Origin of the sequence: Pseudomonas sp. IT-P100, assembly GCF_949767185.1 — a bacterium.
GTDB classification, from domain to species: domain Bacteria; phylum Pseudomonadota; class Gammaproteobacteria; order Pseudomonadales; family Pseudomonadaceae; genus Aquipseudomonas; species Aquipseudomonas fluorescens_B.
Genome location: NZ_CATKQK010000033.1, coordinates 62,843 through 81,209 on the forward strand (window position 1 = coordinate 62,843; position 18,367 = coordinate 81,209).

An 18,367-nucleotide genomic window follows, 5' to 3' on the forward strand; every position below is an offset into this window, starting at 1 on the left:
ACCCGTTGCTGGCTGCGTGAATGACTCGGCAGCCAGGACAATCCCGCAAGAGGCCCTATATGACAAGACACTCAGAACCACAGCGGTATGCAGCACTTTCAATCACCTTGCACTGGCTGATGCTCGGGCTGTTTGTCGGCGTCTATGCCTGTATCGAGCTCAAAGGCTTGCTCCCCCGCCAGCATCCATTGAGGAGCCCATTGCTGGGCACCCATGCATTGTTTGGACTGGCAATCTTCTCCTTGGTATGGGTCCGGTTACTCGCTCGTTTGCAAAAACGCCCGCCCATCTCGCCCCGCCCTCCGGCCTGGCAGACCGCGATGGCGCACCTGACCCATCTTGCGCTTTATGCACTGATGATCGCGACACCCCTGCTCGGCTGGCTAATGCTCAGTGCTGCCGGAAAACCGATACCGTATTTTGATTTCACACTGCCCTCGCCCATCGCAGTCGACCCCGATATGGCGAAGCAGTTGAAACACTGGCATGAGTGGGTAGGTACCGCCGGGTACTGGCTGATTGGCTTGCATGCTTGCGCAGGCGTTTTCCATCACTACTGGGTGCGTGACAACACCCTTACACGCATGCTGCCCAAACGCTTCCTGCCCTAGCGCCAATGCCTGGTCAATTGACCTTCGCAAGGCATCGTTTTACAACACCCCGGCCGTGAAAGCGGCCGGGGTTTTTCTATTTTCGTCACACCCTTTACCCGAGCCGGCTCAGGGAGCCAGTTCAACACTGTCGCGATATTCCGGCACCGAAACCGACCACCCCAGTTCAAGGCTGATACGTCGGCGCAGTACATCCGAGGCATTGGGTTCTCCGTGCACGACATAGGTGTGTCTGGGCGGCCGCTTGAACCCGCGCAGCCACTGCATGATTTCATCGGCGTCAGCATGCGCGGACAGGGTTTGTATCGGCACCACCTCGGCCCTGATCGGCACATCCTTGCCATGGATGCGCACCGAAGGAGCGCCCGCGACAATTTGCGCGCCACGGGTACCGCCGGCCTGGAAACCCGGCATCAGCAGCGTGTTGATCGGGTTGGGGGCCAGCGCCTTGAGGTGGTGGATCACCCGTCCCCCCGTGGCCATGCCACTGGCAGCGATAATCACCGCCGGCGTGCGCTGGCGATCCAGCTCGATCGAGTCCTTGGTGCTGCGCACGAACTTGGCGATATGACACATGCCTTCGCATTCCTCGAGGGATAACCGGTGCTCGCTGCGAAAACGCTGGTACAAACTGGTGACGTCCGTGGCCATCGGGCTGTTGAGATAGATCGGCACATCGGGAATCGCGTGTCGCTGTTTCAGCCGATACAGGTGGTACATCAGCAACTGGGCGCGGCCCACGGCGAACGATGGTACCAAGGTGATGCCATGGCGCAGCGCGGTGCGGGTGATGACTTCGGCCAATTGCGCCTCCGGCGGCTCGACCGGATGCTTGCGATCGCCGTAGGTCGACTCCACCAGCAAGTAATCAGCCTGCTCGACCGTTTCAGGCGCGAACATCAATGGATCATCTGGCCGCCCCAGATCGCCTGAGCACACCAGCGTGATGCCGTCGGCGATCACCTCCACCGTTGCCGCGCCCAATATATGCCCGGCACAACGAAACTGAATGCTCATGCCCGGGACAATGTTGACCCGGTGATGTAACTCCACGGGGTGTAACAGTTTCAGTGCCCGCTCGGCATCTTGCTCGGTATACAGCGGCAATGCCGGGTTGTGCCGGGAGAAACCATGCCGGTTGGCGAACTCGGCGGCCTCTTCCTGCAGGCGGCCACTGTCCAATAGCAGGATTCTCACCAGTTCACAGGTGGCGGGTGTGGCATACACCGGCCCGCGATAACCATTGCGCACCAATACAGGCAGGTAGCCGCTGTGATCCAGGTGGGCATGGGTCAGCACGATGGCGCCGAGGTCGCCAACCGGGAGCTGGAATGGGTCCCAGTTATGCAACCGAAGCTGTTTATAGCCCTGGAACAGGCCGCAATCGATCAGTACATGTTGGTCGCGATGTTCCAGCAGGTATTTGCTGCCGGTGACCGTGCCTGCCGCACCGAGAAATGTCATTCGCATGGCCGTCTCCATGAACATTCAGGGGAGCACCATTGATCGCTCTTCAGGGGTCAGGTGCAGTTGATTTTTATCAACGGCGAGCGTTACCGGTCGCTGAATCCGTCGAGCCTGGGCAAGGGTTTGACGATGGTCAAACTGCAGGGCGCCCGGTTCAGCACGCTCTCGGCGGTACTGCCGACGAACCTGTCGATGCCGTGTTGATAGACCGCGCCAAGCACCACCATGTCAAAGGCATTCTGCCGGGCGAACTGTGTAATGACTGTGTGCGGGATACCCGTCAGGAGATGTCGGTGTGTTGCTTGAATACCGTAACGATCGGCAAGCGCTTCAAAAGCCTCCTGCTGCGCATCGTTGACCGCGTCTCTCAAACTGTGAGCCAGCGTCACGGTCGGCACGCTTACCGCTGAATCGCCCACCACGGACCAACTGTTAACGCTCAGCAGGGACAAGGCGGCACCGCAGGATGCTGCCAGCGTCGAGCCCAGATCGAGCACCCGGTCGTTCAGCCCTTGAGTCATATCCTCCAGATGAGACAGATCGACTGTGCAAAGTATTTTGAGCGGTTTGGGATTCCTGGCCTCAGTCACCAGATGCAAGTGAGCCGGACAATCACGCAGCAACCGCCAGTCGAGGGGTTGGTGAAAAGCCCGGTCGAGTGCTGGCACATAATGGGTGTCCTTGATCACCAGGTCCGCATGGAAGTCATTTACGTACTCAAGCAGGTGCGCCGGGCTCGATTTCGCCCAGACCACCTCCGTGGTCACCTGCAACCCCCCGCACCGTTGAAACCTGGCTTGCTGCTCCAGCCAGTGTCGATGCACCTGCAAATAGCCCTCCCGTGCCTGGGCCATCGCATCATGGTCAAACAGCCCGGCTACCGCCAGCGCCTGGACATAGTCGAACGCAACGATGTGCAACAACGCACCGGTTGCACAGGCCAGTGCCTGCGCCCGCTCAAACGCCGGCGTGCGGGTCATTTCGGCGGGGGCAATCAACAGGATACGTTTGAGCTTCAACATCACATACCTCGTCGGCGCTTCGTGTCATCGCTACTCACTGGCGTGGCACCTTGCCGGCCATCCGGCTGGCACGCACATTCGCCTCATCGGCCGTGCGTTGCGCCTGACTGGCTATCTCGATAGCCAACTGTGCCTTCAGGTACGCCTCATCGGCCCGCAGCCGTGCAGTCGCGGCGTTATTTTCCGCGGACTCCAATCGTGCGTCGATTTCCTGGGTGTGCTGACTACTACAACCGGCCGCCGTTGCCAACAGAATGCTCAGCAATACAAAAGACACGCGCTTGTTCATGACTTTGCCTCGGTTTATCGCGACTGGAAACCTTCAGAGAACTGCCCCAAGTATCAGACGCCATCGCCTGCGCACTCTGATTTTTGTCAACTAATGGCTCGCTGGCGATGAGTGAGGCACTCACTGAAGCCTTGTTGATTTAGCTCAATGTCTTTGCACCGCTCAGGCGTAAAAAAAACCAACCGGGCACGTGCGCCCCGTCAAACCTCATCAACAGAGGACACCGTCATGAACGACCTGAGCCTGCGTAAAACCATTTTGGAAGAACTTGAATTCAAGCCGGAAATCGACGCCGCGAGCATTGGCGTTGCCGTGGACAATGGCATCGTCACGCTCTCCGGTCACGTCAACAGCTATGCTCAGAAAGTCAGTGCAGAACGTGCGGTAAAAGGCATCAAAGGGGTACGCGCTGTTGCCGAAGAAATCCAGGTCAGGCTGGACAAAGGCGCCGGTACAGCGGACGACACCATCGCGAACCGCGCCTTGAACATCATCAGCTGGAGTGCCGACCTACCCGACGGTGACATTAAAGTCATCGTGCAGAATGGCTGGATCACCCTTGAGGGTGAAGTGGACTGGCAGTACCAGAAAGAAATCGTCGAGCGAGCCGTGCGCAAGTTGTCCGGCGTGGTTGGCGTGGACAATCGTCTCACCCTCGTCCCCCGGGTGGATGTGGTCGATATCCAGCACCGCATTGAAGAAGCGCTCAAGCGCAACGCCGAAGTCGACGCCAAGGAGATTCACGTCAAGGTCGATGGGGATGTTGTGAGTCTGGAAGGCAACGTTCATTTGTGGCGCCAGCGTCGAATAGCCGAACGGGCGGCCTGGTCCGTGCCAGGCGTGAGGGAGGTGAACGATCATTTGCGTCTTGCCTGAGCCGATCACCCAGGGAACCTGCGATCTGCCCGTTTGCCTCCTTTCTGAGCGAAGGCCATGAAAAAGAACCACCAATGGAACTTGTCTTACTTCGCGATTGCGTTTGTCGTGCTCACCCTCGTGCAATTTCTGTTTGTCGAACGTCGTATTGTGCAGAGCATTCCATACAGTCAATTCCTGCAACTGCTGAACGAGCAAAAAGTCAGCGATTTGCGGATCGAGAAGGATCAGATCAGCGGCAAACTGCAGGATCCCATCGACGGGCACAACCTGTTTACGACGGTGCGCGTGGATCCGGCATTGGCAACCGACCTTGCTCACTCAGGAGTCGGGTTTACCGGGGTCAATGAAAACACCTTCCTGAGCGGTCTGCTGGGCTGGTTGCTGCCCTTTGTCCTGATCATGGTGATCTGGCATTTCCTGTTTCGCAGCATGGCGGAAAAACAAGGCATCGGTGGGCTGATGAGTATCGGTAAATCCCGGGCCAAGGTATTCGTCCAGCGCGATACCGGGGTGACCTTTGCCGATGTGGCGGGCATCGATGAAGCCAAAGCCGAACTGGTGGAAATCGTTTCGTTCCTCAAGGACAAAGCCAAATACGGGCGTCTGGGCGCGCACATTCCCAAGGGAACATTGCTGGTCGGCCCGCCGGGCACAGGCAAGACCCTGGTAGCCAAGGCCATCGCCGGTGAAGCCGGTGTGCCGTTTTTCTCGATCTCGGGGTCGGAATTTGTCGAAATGTTCGTCGGGGTCGGTGCCGCCCGCGTGCACGATTTGTTCGAGCAAGCGCGGCAGGCGGCGCCCTGCATCATCTTCATCGATGAACTGGATGCACTGGGCAAAATGCGCGGCGTCGGCGCGTTTGGCGGCAATGATGAAAAAGAACAGACCCTCAACCAGTTATTGGCAGAACTGGACGGATTCGATCCCCGTGAAGGCGTGGTATTGCTGGCCGCAACCAACCGTCCGGAGGTGCTCGACCCGGCGCTACTGAGAGCCGGGCGAATCGACCGGCAGATCCTGGTCGATCGTCCCGACCGCAAAGGCCGGCAGGCGATCCTCAAGGTCCATCTCCAGAAAATCAAAATCGAGCCCGACCTCGATGGCGAGCGTATCGCCGACATCACCACCGGTTTCACCGGTGCAGACCTGGCCAACCTGGTCAACGAAGCCGCCATCGTGGCCACTCGTCGTGGTGCCGAAGCCGTCAGCCTCAACGATTTCACGGCCGCCGTGGAGCGCATCGTTGCGGGGGTTGAACGCAAGAGCAGCCTGCTGCGCCCTGACGAGCGTCAGGTGGTGGCCTATCACGAGATGGGGCATGCCCTGGCCGCCAGCAGCCTGCCTGCCATGGACCCCGTCCATAAAGTCTCGATTGTGCCCCGCGCCATTGGCTCGCTGGGCTATACGCTGCAGCGACCGACCGAAGATCACTTCCTCATCAGTTGCCAGATGCTCAAGGACCGGATTGTCGTGCTGATGGCCGGGCGCGCTGCCGAATACCTCGCCTATGGCCAAATTTCCACCGGGGCCGCCGATGACCTGGCCCGCGCCACGGATATCGCCCGACAATTGATCACACGCTTTGGCATGAGTAGCGAGCTCGGCCAATCGGTACTGGAGCGACAAAACGCGACCTACCTGGGTGAACAGTTGCGAGGTGTTGGCGAGAAAGACTATTCGGAACAAACGGCCAGGGAAATCGACCTGGGCATTCGTGCCCTGCTGGATGAAGCCTATGGGCGGGCCAAAGCCTTGCTCAACAGTCGTCGAGCCGATCTGGACGCCGGCGCGCATCTGCTGCTGGAAAAGGAGACACTGACGCCCGAAGAGTTTCCAGCGCTGATGCCGGTCAAACCCGCTCCGCAACTCGCCCGCCTGAACGTGACATCACCCTGAGGCCCCGGTCTTGTCGACACCGCTTATTGCGGACCGCCATGCATCCGCTATCGCCGGAGGTTCACCATGCTGGCCGTCACGTTGATCAATACACTGGTGGTCATCGTCGTCGTGGTAATCCACTACGAATGCCTGCTGCGCCTGAACGATTGGCTGCCGCGGCTCAAGCTGTGGAGCCGTTTCAGGATTGTCGTCGGGGTATTCGGAGCGCTGGTAGCCCATGCGCTTGAAGTCTGGTGCTTCGCACTGGTCTATTACCTGATGGTGCGCTCCGGCGATTGGGGCAGCCTGACCGGTAATTTCGATGGCTCGCTGATGGACTGTGTGTACTTTTCCTTTACCACCTACACGACCATCGGCTTCGGCGACATTTCACCGGTGGGCAATCTCAAGTACCTGACCGGCCTGCAGGCACTGACCGGCCTGGTACTCATTACCTGGACCGCGTCCTTTCTGTTTCTGGAAATGCAGAAATACTGGAAGCGTAAATGAGCCCTTCCTTTACCACTGCTCGCAGCCCGCTATACCGCCAGAATGCAGCAAGGCACCTGATACAGAATGTGTTCGGTCGTACTGCCCAACAGCTTGTTCACTCCGCGTGACTGGACTTTTCCCATCACGATGACATCGACATTCTGCTCATTGGCGAACTCGCTCAGGGCCGAAACGGGGTGTCCCATAATGAAATGTCGATGATCGGCGGATACGCCATACCGGCTCGCCAGCTTGAGGAAGTTTTTTTCCAGGTCTTTGCGTAAGGCCTTGGTGAGGTCAGCCAAGGTCAGGCCGTCCATGTCCGCCAGAAAACCGGCCGAGATATCGCAGGCGTACAGCAAATGCAATTCAGCTCCACACTGCATGGCCAGACCCGTCGCTTGCTGAATAATCCGCTCGTTGAGTTCGTTGTCGGGAGACTCGGTCTCCGACACTTCGACCGCCGCCACAATCTTGCGCGGCAAGCCGAAGCCACTGCCGCCCACGAGATATACCGGTATCGGGCAGTGCCGCAGCAGGTACCAGTCAAGCGGGGTGAAAAAGGCACGTTTAAGCACTGATTCATGCTGGACTTCCTTGATCAGCAGGTCGGGCTGCATTTCCATGACATGAGCGAGGATGTCCTGCTCCATGTCATCGGCCCAGGCCACTTCGGTGGTGACTTCGAGCCCACGGCCACGCAGATTGCTTGCCTGAGCCTTGAGCCAGTCGCGGTGTTCCTGCAGGTAGCTCTCCCGCGCCTGTTCCCGATTTCCCTGTTCAAGAAACGACAGGCGATCCAGCGATTTCAGGAGCGCCGCGATATGCAAACTTGCGCCGCTGGCCTTGGCCAGCGCAGCCGCATGATTGATCGCGGGGGACTGGCGCAAGGCCGGGTTGATGATGAGTAATAACTTTTGATACTGGCTCATGATCTACCTCTACTCAGGTGAGTGTTCGGTTGCAGCGGCTGCCTGGGGCGCCGGATTCAGTGACCTGCCATGGGCGTCCATTGCCAGTTCAGCACCTCGGGCATGTCCAGCCCGTGCTCGATGAGATAGAGCTTGTGTTTTTCCATGGTGGACCAGTAGCGCGATTGCGCGATTTGCACGTGATCGTGCAGCCGGGGCACCCGCTCGATTACGTCCAGCGCCAACCGATAACGATCCAGATTGTTGATCACCGCCATGTCGAACGGTGTCGTGGTCGCGCCTTCCTCCTTGAAACCGCGCACGTGGAAATTCTCATGGCTGGTGCGCTTGTACAGCAGCCGGTGGATGAGCGCCGGGTAGCCGTGAAAGGCAAAAATCACCGGTTTGTCCACTGTAAACAACTCATCGAACGCGCTGTCCGATAAACCGTGGGGGTGCTGATACGACGGCTGCAATACCATCAAATCCACGACGTTGATCACCCTCACCCGCACATCCGGTACGTACTCGCGTAACAAAGTCACCGCCGCCAGGGTTTCCAGGGTTGGCACGTCACCGGCGCAGGCCATCACCACATCCGGATCACCCTCCTCGCAACACGCCCAGTCCCATCGACCGATACCCGCCTGGCAATGCCGGATGGCTGCATCGATATCCAGCCACTGCCATTCCGGTTGCTTGCCGGCGACGATGACGTTGATGTAATCGCGGCTTCTCAGGCAGTGGTCAGCCACCGACAGCAGGCAATTGGCATCGGGGGGTAGATAGATCCGCACCACGTCCGACTTTTTGTTGGCCACCAAGTCGATGAACCCCGGGTCCTGGTGGGAGAAACCGTTGTGGTCCTGGCGCCAGACGTGGGATGTCAGCAAGTAATTGAGCGAAGCAACGGGTTTACGCCACGGTACCTCGGCAGCTGTTTTCAGCCATTTGGCGTGTTGATTGACCATGGAGTCGACGATATGGATGAACGCCTCATAACAGGACAGCAAACCATGGCGTCCGGTCAGCAAATAGCCTTCCAGCCAGCCTTCGCACACCTGTTCACTGAGGATTTCCATGACCCGACCGTCGGCCGCCAGGTTCACATCGTCTGGCTCCAGCGGCTCCATCCATGCTTTGGCGCTGACCTCGTAGACCGCATCCAGTCGATTCGACGCCGTTTCATCGGGGCCGAACAGACGGAAGTTTTTCGATAGCAGACTGTTTTTCATTACATCGCGCAAAAACGTGCCCAGCACCCGCGTGGCCTCTGCGCGCAGGCTGCCAGGAACCTCGAGTTTCACCGCATAGTCGATGAACGGGGGCAGGTCCAGCGCCCGCAACAGCTCGCCACCGTTGGCATGGGGATTGGCACTCATGCGCCGGTGCCCGGTCGGTGCCAGTGCAGCGATTTCGGGCAGCAAGGCACCATTGGCATCAAACAGCTCATCGGGACGATAACTGTTGAGCCACTCCTCCAGTTGGCGCAGATGAATCGCCTGCTGAAAATCGGCCAAGGGCACCTGATGCGCGCGCCAGGTGCCTTCAACGCGGTGACCATCGACGAATTTCGGGCCGGTCCAGCCTTTGGGCGTGCGCAACACCAGCATGGGCCACAGCGGCCGTTCCGGCGCTGCGGACTGCCGAGGCTGACGCGCTTCGCGCTGAATCTCGCGGATTTTCAGCACGATCGTATCCAGCGTCCGGGCCAGGGCCTGATGCACGTGCGCCGGATCATCGCCTTCAACGAAATACGGATCGTAGCCATAGCCATACATCAAGGCCGACAGCTCATCCTCACTGATTCTGGCCAGCACCGTGGGATTGGCAATTTTGTAGCCGTTGAGGTGCAGGATCGGCAACACCGCCCCGTCACGCGCGGGGTTGAGGAACTTGTTGGAGTGCCAACTGGCCGCCAGCGTACCGGTTTCGGCCTCACCATCACCAATCACACAAGCGACGATCAAGTCAGGGTTATCAAACGCGGCACCATAGGCATGGGCCAGGCTATAGCCCAGTTCGCCGCCTTCATGGATCGACCCCGGAATCTGCGCCGAGACATGGCTGGATATTCCGTAAGGCCATGAAAACTGCCGAAACAAGCGAACCAGACCGTTGGCATTGCACTCCACCGAAGGATAAAACTCGGTATACGTCCCTTCCAGATAAGTCTGTGCCACAACCGCCGGCCCACCATGACCGGGGCCGGCAACGAAGAGCATGTTCAGGTCGTACTGTTTGATCAGCCGATTGAGGTGGGTGTAGATCAGGTTCAGCCCCGGCGTCGTGCCCCAATGGCCCAGCAGCCGGGGTTTGACATGTGCCAGGGTCAGGGGCAGCTTCAGCAAAGGGTTGTCTTTGAGGTAGATCTGCCCGACCGCCAGATAATTGGAGGCCCGCCAATAGGCATCCAGCCCTTCCAGTTGCTCGTCACTCAGAAAATCGCTCATGAAGTCCTCCGCCAACGGCCCGGCCTACCCATCGCCATTCATGGATTCTGGGTGCCTGAAACGCTCAAGACTTGATTTACATCAATTCTCATCGCCGACGATCAAGCTCAATGGCGTGGGAACGCTCTGAACATTGGCACGCAGGACGTGGATTCCTCCCCGTTCGTCGATTACCTCGGCGATCACCCCAATGAGGTTCGCGCTCGAAGACTCACCATCTATGCTTAGAAAACTCCTAGATGGCGTCTCCCCTCATGCCTGAAACTCGTCCACTTCAAGTTCATTACCTAAAGGCCGCCTGTTCCAACTGCAGCGTATTGGAGTTGTGCCTGCCGATTGGCTTGAGTGGCGCGGAAGTCGAGCGGCTGGATACGCTGATCGTGCAGCGCTTCAAGGTTAAAAAGGGTGCCGCGTTGTACCGCACGGGTGATCCACTGCGTTCGCTTTACGCGGTTCGTATCGGCTCGTTCAAGACCAGCGTGTTATCCGTCGATGGTCGTGAACAGGTCACGGGGTTTCACATACCCGGCGAGATGCTCGGTCTGGACGCCATCAGCGCCGATGAGCACGCCTGCAATGCGTTTGCCCTCGAGGACAGCGAAGTCTGCCCCATCCACTTCGCGCAACTGGAGAAGCTCGCCCACAACCTGCCGTCGCTGCAGCACAACCTCAACCGGCTCCTGAGCCGTGAAATCGTGCGTGATCACAGCATGTTGATGCTGATGGGCAATATGAACTCGGATGAGCGGCTGGCGGCTTTTCTGCTGAACCTGTCGCAACGTTTCAGTATCCGTGGCTATTCCTCCAGGGACTTCGTGCTGAAAATGCGTCGCGAAGAAATCGGCTCCTACCTGGGGCTGCGGCTGGAAACCATCTGCCGGGGCATTGCGCACCTGCGGGATCAGGGGCTGGTAGAAATATCGGGCCGAGACGTCAAAATCCAGAACATGGAAGGGCTCAAGCAGCTGGTCGCAGGCTGTCATCGCTCCCCTCGCTAACACCTGCACGTCGGGAGAATCGTCATGCGTGCCATGGTTCTGCATGTTCCCGGCCAGCCGCTGCAACGGGAAGAGCGCCCTGTCCCGACACCTGGCGCACACCAACTATTAATCAAAGTCCTGGCCTGTGGCGTATGCCGCACCGACCTGCACCTGGTGGACGGCGAGTTGCCACAAGCGGTGCTGCCGCGAGTGCCGGGGCATGAAATCGTCGGCGAAGTCACTGAGGTAGGCGCTGACGTCGACCCCGCCTGGATTGGCCAACGAGTGGGCGTTCCCTGGCTGGGCTGGACGTGCGGTGAATGCGGGTTTTGCCGCTCGGGCCGGGAGAATCTTTGCGATCACGCGCAGTTCACCGGTTGTCATCTGGACGGTGGCTACGCGGAATACACCGTAGCCGACCCGCGTTTCTGTTTTCACATTCCGCCGGCACTGTCGGACCTGCAAGCGGCGCCGCTGCTGTGTGCCGGGCTGATCGGCTTCAGGGCCTTGCAAATGGTCAAGGATGCACGCCACCTCGGGCTCTATGGTTTCGGCGCTGCCGCTCATTTGGCCATTCAGGTGGCGCAGGGCCGGGGCCAGCAGGTGTACGCTTTCACCCGACCGGACGACCTGGCAAGCCAGACCTATGCACGCTCCCTGGGCGCCACATGGGCCGGTCCTTCGGATCAATCGCCGCCGCATCTGCTCGATGCCAGCCTGATTTTCGCCCCCGTCGGCGCGCTGGTACCGGCGGCGCTGGCGGTGACGGCCAAGGGTGGCTGTGTGGTGTGCGCCGGTATTCACATGAGTGACATTCCGGCGTTTCCCTATCGGCTGCTGTGGGGCGAGCGCTGCGTCCGCTCGGTGGCCAACCTGACGCGAGAAGACGGCACCGCGTTTTTCGCGGAGCTGCAACACACGCCCGTGCAATGCGACGTCACCCGGTTCGCCCTCGACGACGCCAACGAGGCCCTGGCCTGTTTAAGGGCGGGTCAGTTCAACGGTGCCATCGTCCTCACGCCTTGACGCCCTGCCCCACGGCCAGAATGCTCCCTGGCACCGAGTACAGTGCCCGCTCGGTGTTACTGCCGATCATTCGGTCGATGCCCACCCGGTGCACAGTCCCCATCACCACCACATCCACCAGGAATTGCTCGACGAATTCGCTGATCACCGGCACCGGCAACCCCATGACGAAATGCCGACGCTCGGGTGGCACACCGTAGCGATCCGCCAGGGTGACAAAGGCCCGGTGCAACGACTCGCGCAGCTCTTCGATATAGTCCACGCCCCAGCCACCGCCCGCCAGCGGCGTGTCGCCATTGAAGGCTGACGACAAGTCATAGGCGTAAAGCAGGTGCAGCGGCGCGTCACATTGCAGGGCTAACGCGTTGGCGGCCTGGATGATGCTGTCATTGAGGCCGCTGATCTGGGTTGAGGGATCGAACGGATCTACCGCCGCCACGATGCGGTGCGGCAAGCTGTACCGTGCCTGGTTGACCAGATGAACCGGAACCGGGCATTCGCGCAGCAAGTGGCAATCGAGCGGGGTAATGAACACCCGCTTGAGCAGCGGTTCAAGGGTCACGTCCTTGATCAGCAAGTCGGGTTTGAGGTCTTCGACGGTCTTGAGGATGTCCAGCAGCGGATGGGTGGTGAACACCACTTCGACGGTCACCTCCAGCCCCGCGTCATTGAGCCGGTCCATCTCGTCGGCCGCCCAGCGACGATAGCGGCGCAAATAGCCCTGATACCTCGCGTCATCGACTTTCTCTTCCCACAAATGCACCACCGGCGCCGGTTCGACAAAGGCTCGCACGGCCAAGGCCGCCCCGCTTTCCTTGGCCAGGGCGACAGCACGTAACAGCGCCGGGGATTGATGCAAGGTTTGGTCGGCGATCAGCAACAATCGTTGATATTGACCCATCACACACCTCGATTCGACACCGGCTCGCAAGGGCCGGCAGGTATCCCAGACTGCACCCGCTGCCCCCTGCCCCAGGTTGATTTACGTCAACCAGGTACAAATGAATGCGCTTGATCACGAGTCTCTGATCCAGATCAGATTCAAGCGCCGACAGCGGCGTAGAAAGGAACGAACGGTGCGGTTCATCACCGCGCGCCCCTTTTCAAACCCGTTGGAGGACGACCCCATGCTCACCGTCAAAGACCACAATGACCGGGCGGCGGCTGCCTATGCTGCAGTCACCGGAAGGTACTGGATTGAAGAACTCAAGGATGGCCGCCACGTATTGATCCGGCCGCTGGCGGAAAAAGACCGCGAGCGCGAATACGACTTTATCAAACGGCTCTCTCCCGAGTCTCGCCACATGCGTTTTCTGGCGCAGATCAACGAGCCCACCGGCGCTTTGCTCGATCAGTTGATGGATACCGACAACGACAAACGCCTGGCCTTTATCGCCCTGGTCCATGACAACGGCAAACTGGTCGAGATCGGCGTCAGCCGGTATGCCGCCACCGGCGGACTTGAATGTGAATGCGCCGTGACGGTCGCAGATGAATGGATGCACCTGGGCCTGGGTACACTCCTGATGGAGCATTTGATCAAAGCCGCGCGCCAGAACGGTTTTCGCCAGATGTATTCAGTGGACGCCTCCAGCAATACGCCGATGCGCGACCTGGCCAAAGCCCTGGGCTTCGAAACACACAATGACCCCGATGACAGCCGCCAAGTCATTCATCGTCTTTCCCTGTAAACCCTCGCCCCGCGATGTTACGGCCAACGTTTCATCGCGGGGCGATCCATTCTCAGGACTGCAGCATCCGGCCCGGCTTGATCGCCAGCACACTGCACGGCGCGCGCTGTAACAGTTGCTCGGCCGTGGTTCCCAATAGTTTGTTAAGTCCCTTGTGTTGCACCGTCCCCATCACGATGACATCGGTGTGATGGTCGGCGGCGAACTCACAAATACTGTTCACCGGGATTCCCTCGATGAAGTGCCGACATTCCGGTGGTACGCCATGGCGTTCGGCCAAAGCCGCAAACGCTTCGTGCTGCGCCGAGCCCAGGGTTTCATAGATGCCGACGGCCAATGGCAGCGCCCCAAAACCAATGTCCTGGGCATACACGGCGGTCCAGTCGTAGGCGTGCAACAGCTCCAGGCGGGCATCACACACCTCGGCCAGTTTGGTGGCGGCATCAATGATCTGGTCGTTGAACACCAGGTCCTGGTCTTCGCTGCGCAGCACATCGACGATGGCCAATACGCTGTGCGGGCGCGGATTGAGGGCGTTGGTCACCAGATGCACAGGTACCGGGCAATCGCGCAACAGTTGCCAATCCAGCGGCGTGAAAAACACACGCTTGAGCGCCGACTCTTCCTGCGCATCCTTGATGATCAGTGCCAACGGCATCTCGTTGACGAATTGCATGATTTCCTCATACGGGTGCTGCACCCACACCACTTCGCTGGTGACTTCCACACCGTGCCTGCTCATCAACCCGGCCTGTTCCGTGAGCCACTGCCGGTGGGTCTGCAGATAGCCGTCACGTGCACGGTTCATTTGTTCGGGCGCAAACAGGCCAGCCACCGCCAGTGCCTGCGAGTAGTCAAATGCCACGATGTGCAACGGCATTTGCATCGCCCGCGCCAACGCCGCGGCCCGGTCGAACGCCGGTGTACGGGTCATGGCTGAGGGAGCTATTAACAATAAACGCTGAGTCTGCGACATTGGACACCTCGGCATACGGCCTTCTGGATTGCGTAGGCATACAGATTGAGCGGTCCCGATTCAGTCAACTTGATCTTTATCAGCCCAACGCGAGATGTACCTTCAGAGCAGCAAGATTCCGGCCCACATCGCCAGCGTCAGCAATACCTGCCCCGGGATGAGATAAGCGGCGAACGGTCGACCGCCACTGACCCACGCCACCAGGCATTTGCTCAGGGAGTTACTGCTGACGGCGATTAACGTCGGGACGGCAATGGCGTCGAACGGCATCTGGCCCGACTTGGCTAATGTGGCAATCGACGCTGTCGATGAATGGGCATCGGCAAAGCCGGTCAAGGTCGCCGTCAGCATCACGCCCACTTCGCCGTAGAGGCTGAGCATCACCGACGACAGGAAAGTGATGCCGGTCATGGCCAATGTGACGAGCAGGGCCAGCTTGAGATTAAACGCACCGCCGACCTTGATCGGTTGGCTCGCGCCGGTCGCAGGCCGGGGAAACATCAAGCACAGGCCATACAGCGCCGTGGCGGCGGCACCGCACATTAACGGGGCCCAGATATGACGTAACAGATCGGTGTCGACCGTGCCCAGGATCAGGCCGACCTGGATGAAGGTCGCGAGGTTGGAGAATATCGCCGCTGCGCTCAAGACCTTGATGTTGTCCGGCTCCTTGGCGGCAATGTGGCCCATAGCGGCGATGGTCACGGTGCTCGAGGCAAATCCGGAGGCAATGGCGCTGATCGCATAGCCATAACGGGTACCCAACGTACGAACAGCAACATGCCCCACCGCGCCCACCACCATGAGCAACACCGTCAGGGTGCAAATGGTGCGCAGATTGATGGCGGCATAGGGGCCAATGAAGCGATCAGGCACCAGTGGCAGCACCACCAGAGCGGCAGTCAGCAGGACCAGACCGTCGCGCATCTCCGCATCAGTCAACTGGCTACGGGCAAAGTGGTGCAGTTTCTGTCGATACGTCAACAACCCCGTCACCACCACGGCAATGGCAATGGCCAGTTCGAGCCTGGTGCTACACAGCGCCCCCAGGACCAACACGGTGAGCAATGCGACTTCGCTGGTCACGCCCGGGTCATCGCTCAGGCTGCGCCAGTACGCCACGGTGACCAGCAAGCCCAGCGTGACCGCCACGATGCCTACCAGCAGACCGCCGCCGACCTGCATCGCCACATAGCCCAACAGCGCGGTAATCGCGAAGGTGCGCAACCCGGCACAGGCACGGCTCTCTCCTTGTCCTTTGTGCCGCTCGCGTTCAAGACCGACGAGCATGCCGATTCCCAGCGCCGCCGCTGCTCCCGTCATGCCGAGGGTTTCATTCATGGGGTGGTCATCTGCGCAGGCGTTGCCTTCCCGGCCAGAATCACCTTCCTCACGGGGTAATCGCCACCTTCATCACACCGTCCCGCTGGTGAGCGAACAACTCATAAGCCGCTTCAATGTCGTCGAGTTTGAAACGGTGAGTCACCAGGGGAGACAGGTCGACACCGCCGCTGTTCACCACCGCCATCAAGCGACGCATGCGTTCTTTGCCGCCGGGACACAGGGTGGTGACGATGCTCAAGTCCCCCAGTCCTGCTGCGAAGGCATCGAGGGGAATGCGCAGGTCAGTGGAATAAACCCCGAGGCTCGACAGCCGGCCACCCGGACGCAACACCCGCAGTGCAGACTCGAACGTCCCTTGGGTGCCCAGCGCCTCAATGGACACATCGACGCCACGGCCATCGGTCAGGGCCATGATTTGCTCGACGACGTTGCCGTCCTTGAAATTGACCACATGGGTCGCGCCCAACTGCCGCGCAACGCTCATGCGCTCGGCCACGGCATCGACGCCAATGATGGTCGTCGCGCCCTTCAGACGCGCGCCGGCCACTGCGCAGAGGCCAATCGGCCCGAGGGCAAAAACGGCAACGGTATCGCCGATGCTCACCTCGCCGCGCTCCGCCCCGGAAAAACCGGTGGACATGATGTCCGGGCACATCAGCACCTGCTCATCGCTGAGGCCGTCGGGAATCGGGCATAAATTGGCAACTGCGTCCGGCACCAGCACGTACTCGGCCTGGCAGCCATCAATGATGTTGCCGAATTTCCAGCCACCCGTGGCGCGAAAGCCATGACGGGTGTCAGGGCCATCCTGCGAGGCACAGCCGCACAGGCACGCGTAACTCTGCCCGCTGGGCGTGATGGCGCCGGCAATGACTCGCTGCCCCTCGACGAAGCCGCGCACCTGGGAGCCCAGCCGTTCGATGACACCCACCGGCTCATGACCCACGGTCAGCCCTTTGGCCACCGGGTATTCGCCGCGCAAGATGTGCACGTCGGTACCGCAAAGGGTCGTGGTGGTGATACGGACCAGTGCATCCAGCGGCCCGACCTCGGGGACGGGCTTGTCCTGCAGCACGATCCGGTTTTTTTCAACGAAAACTGCCGCTTTCATGGTCGCCATGGTGATCCCTCTTTCGTTCTGCGTGCGCAAGCGTTCAGCACGCCGCCAAGACTGCGCCGGGATGCCAGACGACAGGTTGACAATGGTCAACAATTTGGTCTCTGAACGCAGCGGATAACCGTACGTCGGGCGACAGGGTCATTGCCCCTCGCGTTTGACAAAGATCAATCCCCCCTTCCCCGACCGGCCGCATGATCATCGCAAAGCTTCACTTCCCAATTGCATCGCTGCATTGGCAAGCACTTGCACGATTATCCACGGGAGAATGGTCATGCCTGATCAAACGCGTTTCATGTTGGTCGCCTCGCCCTTGATGGAAAACAGCCCCGCTTTCGACCGGGCCGCCGCGCTGGCCAAAGCGTCGGACGCGTCATTGCACATCGTGGCGTTCGACTATCTCGAAGGGCTGGCGACCGCCGGAATGGTCAATGAACAAGCGCTGGAACAGATGCGACTGGGCTACGTTGAACGCCATCGCCAATGGCTGGAAGACCAGGCTCGTCCGTTGCGCAAAATCGGCGTACACGTCACCACTGAAGTGGTCTGGGTGGAAAGACCCTTGCAGGAAATCCTCATCCATCTCAAAGAACAGCCCATGGCGGCGCTGATCAAGGGGCTGGAACACGAATCGCTCCTGTCACGCCTGATGTTTACTCCGCTGGATATTCATCTGCTGCGCGAATGCCCGGTGCCTTTGCATTTTGTCAGCAATATGCGCCACGCCTTGCCGCACAAGATCGTCGCAGCCGTCGACCCTTTCCATCGCGATGGGCAGTACGAGGGTTTCAATGACAGGATTCTGCAAGATGCCGCAAAACTGGCGAGCACCTGTCATGCAGAACTCGACGTCATCTATGCCCATGATCTTTCATCCATCAGTGCGGATGAATTCGGTTTCCGCGATGGCTCGACGTTTTTCTCTTCCAGCAAAGCCAAAACCCTGTTCGATGCACAGGCTGATGCCTTCCGCGAACTGTCGGAGCGCAACGGCATCCCGCCGGAGCGCCAGCACATGATCATGGGCAACCCGGCCAAGGTGCTTGGCAGCTACGCAACCGCTTATGACATCGACATGATTGTCATGGGCCGGGCCGGGCGTCGTGTCATGGACAGGTTGGTCGGCAGTACAGTGGAACATCTGCTGTACAAGATGCCGTGTAGCGTCTGGGTGGTTTCGCCACAGGAATTGATTGAGGAATAAACCCGATCTGGACGTTCGAAACGTCAG

At 59.5% G+C, this 18,367-nt stretch carries 17 protein-coding genes; 8 read left to right on the plus strand and 9 right to left on the minus strand.

Annotated elements, in window-relative coordinates; all coding sequences use genetic code 11:
* Positions 1–59: 59 nt before the first annotated feature.
* Positions 60–611: a cytochrome b gene (locus ACM6IQ_RS20805; protein ID WP_017338579.1), complete on the plus strand. Its 552-nt coding sequence runs from the start codon at positions 60–62 to the stop codon at positions 609–611.
* 108 nt (positions 612–719) lie between these two features.
* On the opposite strand, the gene ACM6IQ_RS20810 is transcribed toward ACM6IQ_RS20805, so the two are convergent.
* From ACM6IQ_RS20810 to ACM6IQ_RS20820, 3 genes are all read right to left on the minus strand, one after another.
* The gene (locus tag ACM6IQ_RS20810) at positions 720–2,081 is read right to left on the minus strand and encodes an MBL fold metallo-hydrolase RNA specificity domain-containing protein (protein WP_414879701.1); all 1,362 of its coding nucleotides are present in this window, start codon (positions 2,079–2,081) and stop codon (positions 720–722) included.
* Positions 2,082–2,164: 83 nt separating this feature from the next.
* Positions 2,165–3,100, minus strand: coding sequence for a universal stress protein (locus tag ACM6IQ_RS20815; RefSeq protein WP_414879702.1), 936 nt, complete (start codon positions 3,098–3,100; stop codon positions 2,165–2,167).
* Positions 3,101–3,134: 34 nt separating this feature from the next.
* Positions 3,135–3,389, minus strand: a complete 255-nt coding sequence (locus ACM6IQ_RS20820; RefSeq protein WP_017338576.1) for an Lpp/OprI family alanine-zipper lipoprotein — start codon at positions 3,387–3,389, stop codon at positions 3,135–3,137.
* A 228-nt stretch (positions 3,390–3,617) separates the two neighbouring features.
* Here ACM6IQ_RS20820 and ACM6IQ_RS20825 point away from each other — a divergent pair, with 228 nt between their 5' ends.
* From ACM6IQ_RS20825 to ACM6IQ_RS20835, 3 genes are all read left to right on the plus strand, one after another.
* Complete coding sequence (locus ACM6IQ_RS20825) at positions 3,618–4,265, plus strand: BON domain-containing protein (RefSeq protein WP_017338575.1); 648 nt, start codon at positions 3,618–3,620, stop codon at positions 4,263–4,265.
* A gap of 57 nt (positions 4,266–4,322) precedes the next feature.
* On the plus strand, positions 4,323–6,164 hold the full coding sequence (ftsH, locus tag ACM6IQ_RS20830; protein WP_017338574.1) for an ATP-dependent zinc metalloprotease FtsH: 1,842 nt from the start codon (positions 4,323–4,325) through the stop codon (positions 6,162–6,164).
* 66 nt (positions 6,165–6,230) lie between these two features.
* Positions 6,231–6,656: a potassium channel family protein gene (locus tag ACM6IQ_RS20835; RefSeq protein WP_017338573.1), complete on the plus strand. Its 426-nt coding sequence runs from the start codon at positions 6,231–6,233 to the stop codon at positions 6,654–6,656.
* Between the two features lie 29 nt (positions 6,657–6,685).
* Here ACM6IQ_RS20835 and ACM6IQ_RS20840 read toward each other — a convergent pair whose 3' ends face one another.
* Positions 6,686–7,570, minus strand: coding sequence for a universal stress protein (locus tag ACM6IQ_RS20840; RefSeq protein ID WP_017338572.1), 885 nt, complete (start codon positions 7,568–7,570; stop codon positions 6,686–6,688).
* A 56-nt stretch (positions 7,571–7,626) separates the two neighbouring features.
* Complete coding sequence (locus tag ACM6IQ_RS20845; RefSeq protein WP_414879703.1) at positions 7,627–10,002, minus strand: phosphoketolase; 2,376 nt, start codon at positions 10,000–10,002, stop codon at positions 7,627–7,629.
* A 254-nt stretch (positions 10,003–10,256) separates the two neighbouring features.
* Here ACM6IQ_RS20845 and fnr point away from each other — a divergent pair, with 254 nt between their 5' ends.
* Together fnr and ACM6IQ_RS20855 are read left to right on the plus strand one after the other, a co-directional pair.
* Positions 10,257–11,000: a fumarate/nitrate reduction transcriptional regulator Fnr gene (fnr, locus tag ACM6IQ_RS20850; RefSeq protein WP_017338570.1), complete on the plus strand. Its 744-nt coding sequence runs from the start codon at positions 10,257–10,259 to the stop codon at positions 10,998–11,000.
* A 24-nt stretch (positions 11,001–11,024) separates the two neighbouring features.
* Positions 11,025–12,008 (plus strand): zinc-dependent alcohol dehydrogenase family protein, encoded by a 984-nt coding sequence (locus tag ACM6IQ_RS20855; protein ID WP_414879704.1) that lies wholly within the window; start codon positions 11,025–11,027, stop codon positions 12,006–12,008.
* Here ACM6IQ_RS20855 and ACM6IQ_RS20860 read toward each other — a convergent pair.
* Positions 11,998–12,909 (minus strand): universal stress protein, encoded by a 912-nt coding sequence (locus ACM6IQ_RS20860; protein ID WP_414879705.1) that lies wholly within the window; start codon positions 12,907–12,909, stop codon positions 11,998–12,000. The genes ACM6IQ_RS20855 and ACM6IQ_RS20860 overlap by 11 nt on opposite strands.
* Before the next feature lie 226 nt (positions 12,910–13,135).
* Between ACM6IQ_RS20860 and ACM6IQ_RS20865 the strand changes: the two genes are divergently transcribed.
* Positions 13,136–13,699 (plus strand): GNAT family N-acetyltransferase, encoded by a 564-nt coding sequence (locus tag ACM6IQ_RS20865; RefSeq protein ID WP_031318866.1) that lies wholly within the window; start codon positions 13,136–13,138, stop codon positions 13,697–13,699.
* A 52-nt stretch (positions 13,700–13,751) separates the two neighbouring features.
* On the opposite strand, the gene ACM6IQ_RS20870 is transcribed toward ACM6IQ_RS20865, so the two are convergent.
* The 3 genes from ACM6IQ_RS20870 to ACM6IQ_RS20880 all read right to left on the minus strand — a co-directional run bounded on the left by ACM6IQ_RS20870 (position 13,752) and on the right by ACM6IQ_RS20880 (position 17,139).
* Positions 13,752–14,675 (minus strand): universal stress protein, encoded by a 924-nt coding sequence (locus ACM6IQ_RS20870; protein ID WP_017338566.1) that lies wholly within the window; start codon positions 14,673–14,675, stop codon positions 13,752–13,754.
* 102 nt (positions 14,676–14,777) lie between these two features.
* Complete coding sequence (locus tag ACM6IQ_RS20875; protein WP_414879706.1) at positions 14,778–16,016, minus strand: MgtC/SapB family protein; 1,239 nt, start codon at positions 16,014–16,016, stop codon at positions 14,778–14,780.
* Positions 16,017–16,065: 49 nt separating this feature from the next.
* Positions 16,066–17,139 (minus strand): NAD(P)-dependent alcohol dehydrogenase, encoded by a 1,074-nt coding sequence (locus ACM6IQ_RS20880; RefSeq protein WP_414879707.1) that lies wholly within the window; start codon positions 17,137–17,139, stop codon positions 16,066–16,068.
* Positions 17,140–17,410: 271 nt separating this feature from the next.
* Between ACM6IQ_RS20880 and ACM6IQ_RS20885 the strand changes: the two genes are divergently transcribed.
* Positions 17,411–18,340, plus strand: a complete 930-nt coding sequence (locus tag ACM6IQ_RS20885; protein WP_414879708.1) for a universal stress protein — start codon at positions 17,411–17,413, stop codon at positions 18,338–18,340.
* The last annotated feature ends 27 nt before the right edge of the window (positions 18,341–18,367 follow it).

Bases quoted from the DNA above. Each gene is read 5' to 3' on its own strand.
- ACM6IQ_RS20805 (WP_017338579.1), top strand. From the start codon at position 60: ATGACAAGACACTCAGAACCACAGCGGTATGCAGCACTTTCAATCACC.
- ACM6IQ_RS20810 (WP_414879701.1), bottom strand. From the start codon at position 2,081: ATGCGAATGACATTTCTCGGTGCGGCAGGCACGGTCACCGGCAGCAAA.
- ACM6IQ_RS20815 (WP_414879702.1), bottom strand. From the start codon at position 3,100: ATGTTGAAGCTCAAACGTATCCTGTTGATTGCCCCCGCCGAAATGACC.
- ACM6IQ_RS20820 (WP_017338576.1), bottom strand. From the start codon at position 3,389: ATGAACAAGCGCGTGTCTTTTGTATTGCTGAGCATTCTGTTGGCAACG.
- ACM6IQ_RS20825 (WP_017338575.1), top strand. From the start codon at position 3,618: ATGAACGACCTGAGCCTGCGTAAAACCATTTTGGAAGAACTTGAATTC.
- ftsH (WP_017338574.1), top strand. From the start codon at position 4,323: ATGAAAAAGAACCACCAATGGAACTTGTCTTACTTCGCGATTGCGTTT.
- ACM6IQ_RS20835 (WP_017338573.1), top strand. From the start codon at position 6,231: ATGCTGGCCGTCACGTTGATCAATACACTGGTGGTCATCGTCGTCGTG.
- ACM6IQ_RS20840 (WP_017338572.1), bottom strand. From the start codon at position 7,570: ATGAGCCAGTATCAAAAGTTATTACTCATCATCAACCCGGCCTTGCGC.
- ACM6IQ_RS20845 (WP_414879703.1), bottom strand. From the start codon at position 10,002: ATGAGCGATTTTCTGAGTGACGAGCAACTGGAAGGGCTGGATGCCTAT.
- fnr (WP_017338570.1), top strand. From the start codon at position 10,257: ATGCCTGAAACTCGTCCACTTCAAGTTCATTACCTAAAGGCCGCCTGT.
- ACM6IQ_RS20855 (WP_414879704.1), top strand. From the start codon at position 11,025: ATGCGTGCCATGGTTCTGCATGTTCCCGGCCAGCCGCTGCAACGGGAA.
- ACM6IQ_RS20860 (WP_414879705.1), bottom strand. From the start codon at position 12,909: ATGGGTCAATATCAACGATTGTTGCTGATCGCCGACCAAACCTTGCAT.
- ACM6IQ_RS20865 (WP_031318866.1), top strand. From the start codon at position 13,136: ATGCTCACCGTCAAAGACCACAATGACCGGGCGGCGGCTGCCTATGCT.
- ACM6IQ_RS20870 (WP_017338566.1), bottom strand. From the start codon at position 14,675: ATGTCGCAGACTCAGCGTTTATTGTTAATAGCTCCCTCAGCCATGACC.
- ACM6IQ_RS20875 (WP_414879706.1), bottom strand. From the start codon at position 16,016: ATGAATGAAACCCTCGGCATGACGGGAGCAGCGGCGGCGCTGGGAATC.
- ACM6IQ_RS20880 (WP_414879707.1), bottom strand. From the start codon at position 17,139: ATGGCGACCATGAAAGCGGCAGTTTTCGTTGAAAAAAACCGGATCGTG.
- ACM6IQ_RS20885 (WP_414879708.1), top strand. From the start codon at position 17,411: ATGCCTGATCAAACGCGTTTCATGTTGGTCGCCTCGCCCTTGATGGAA.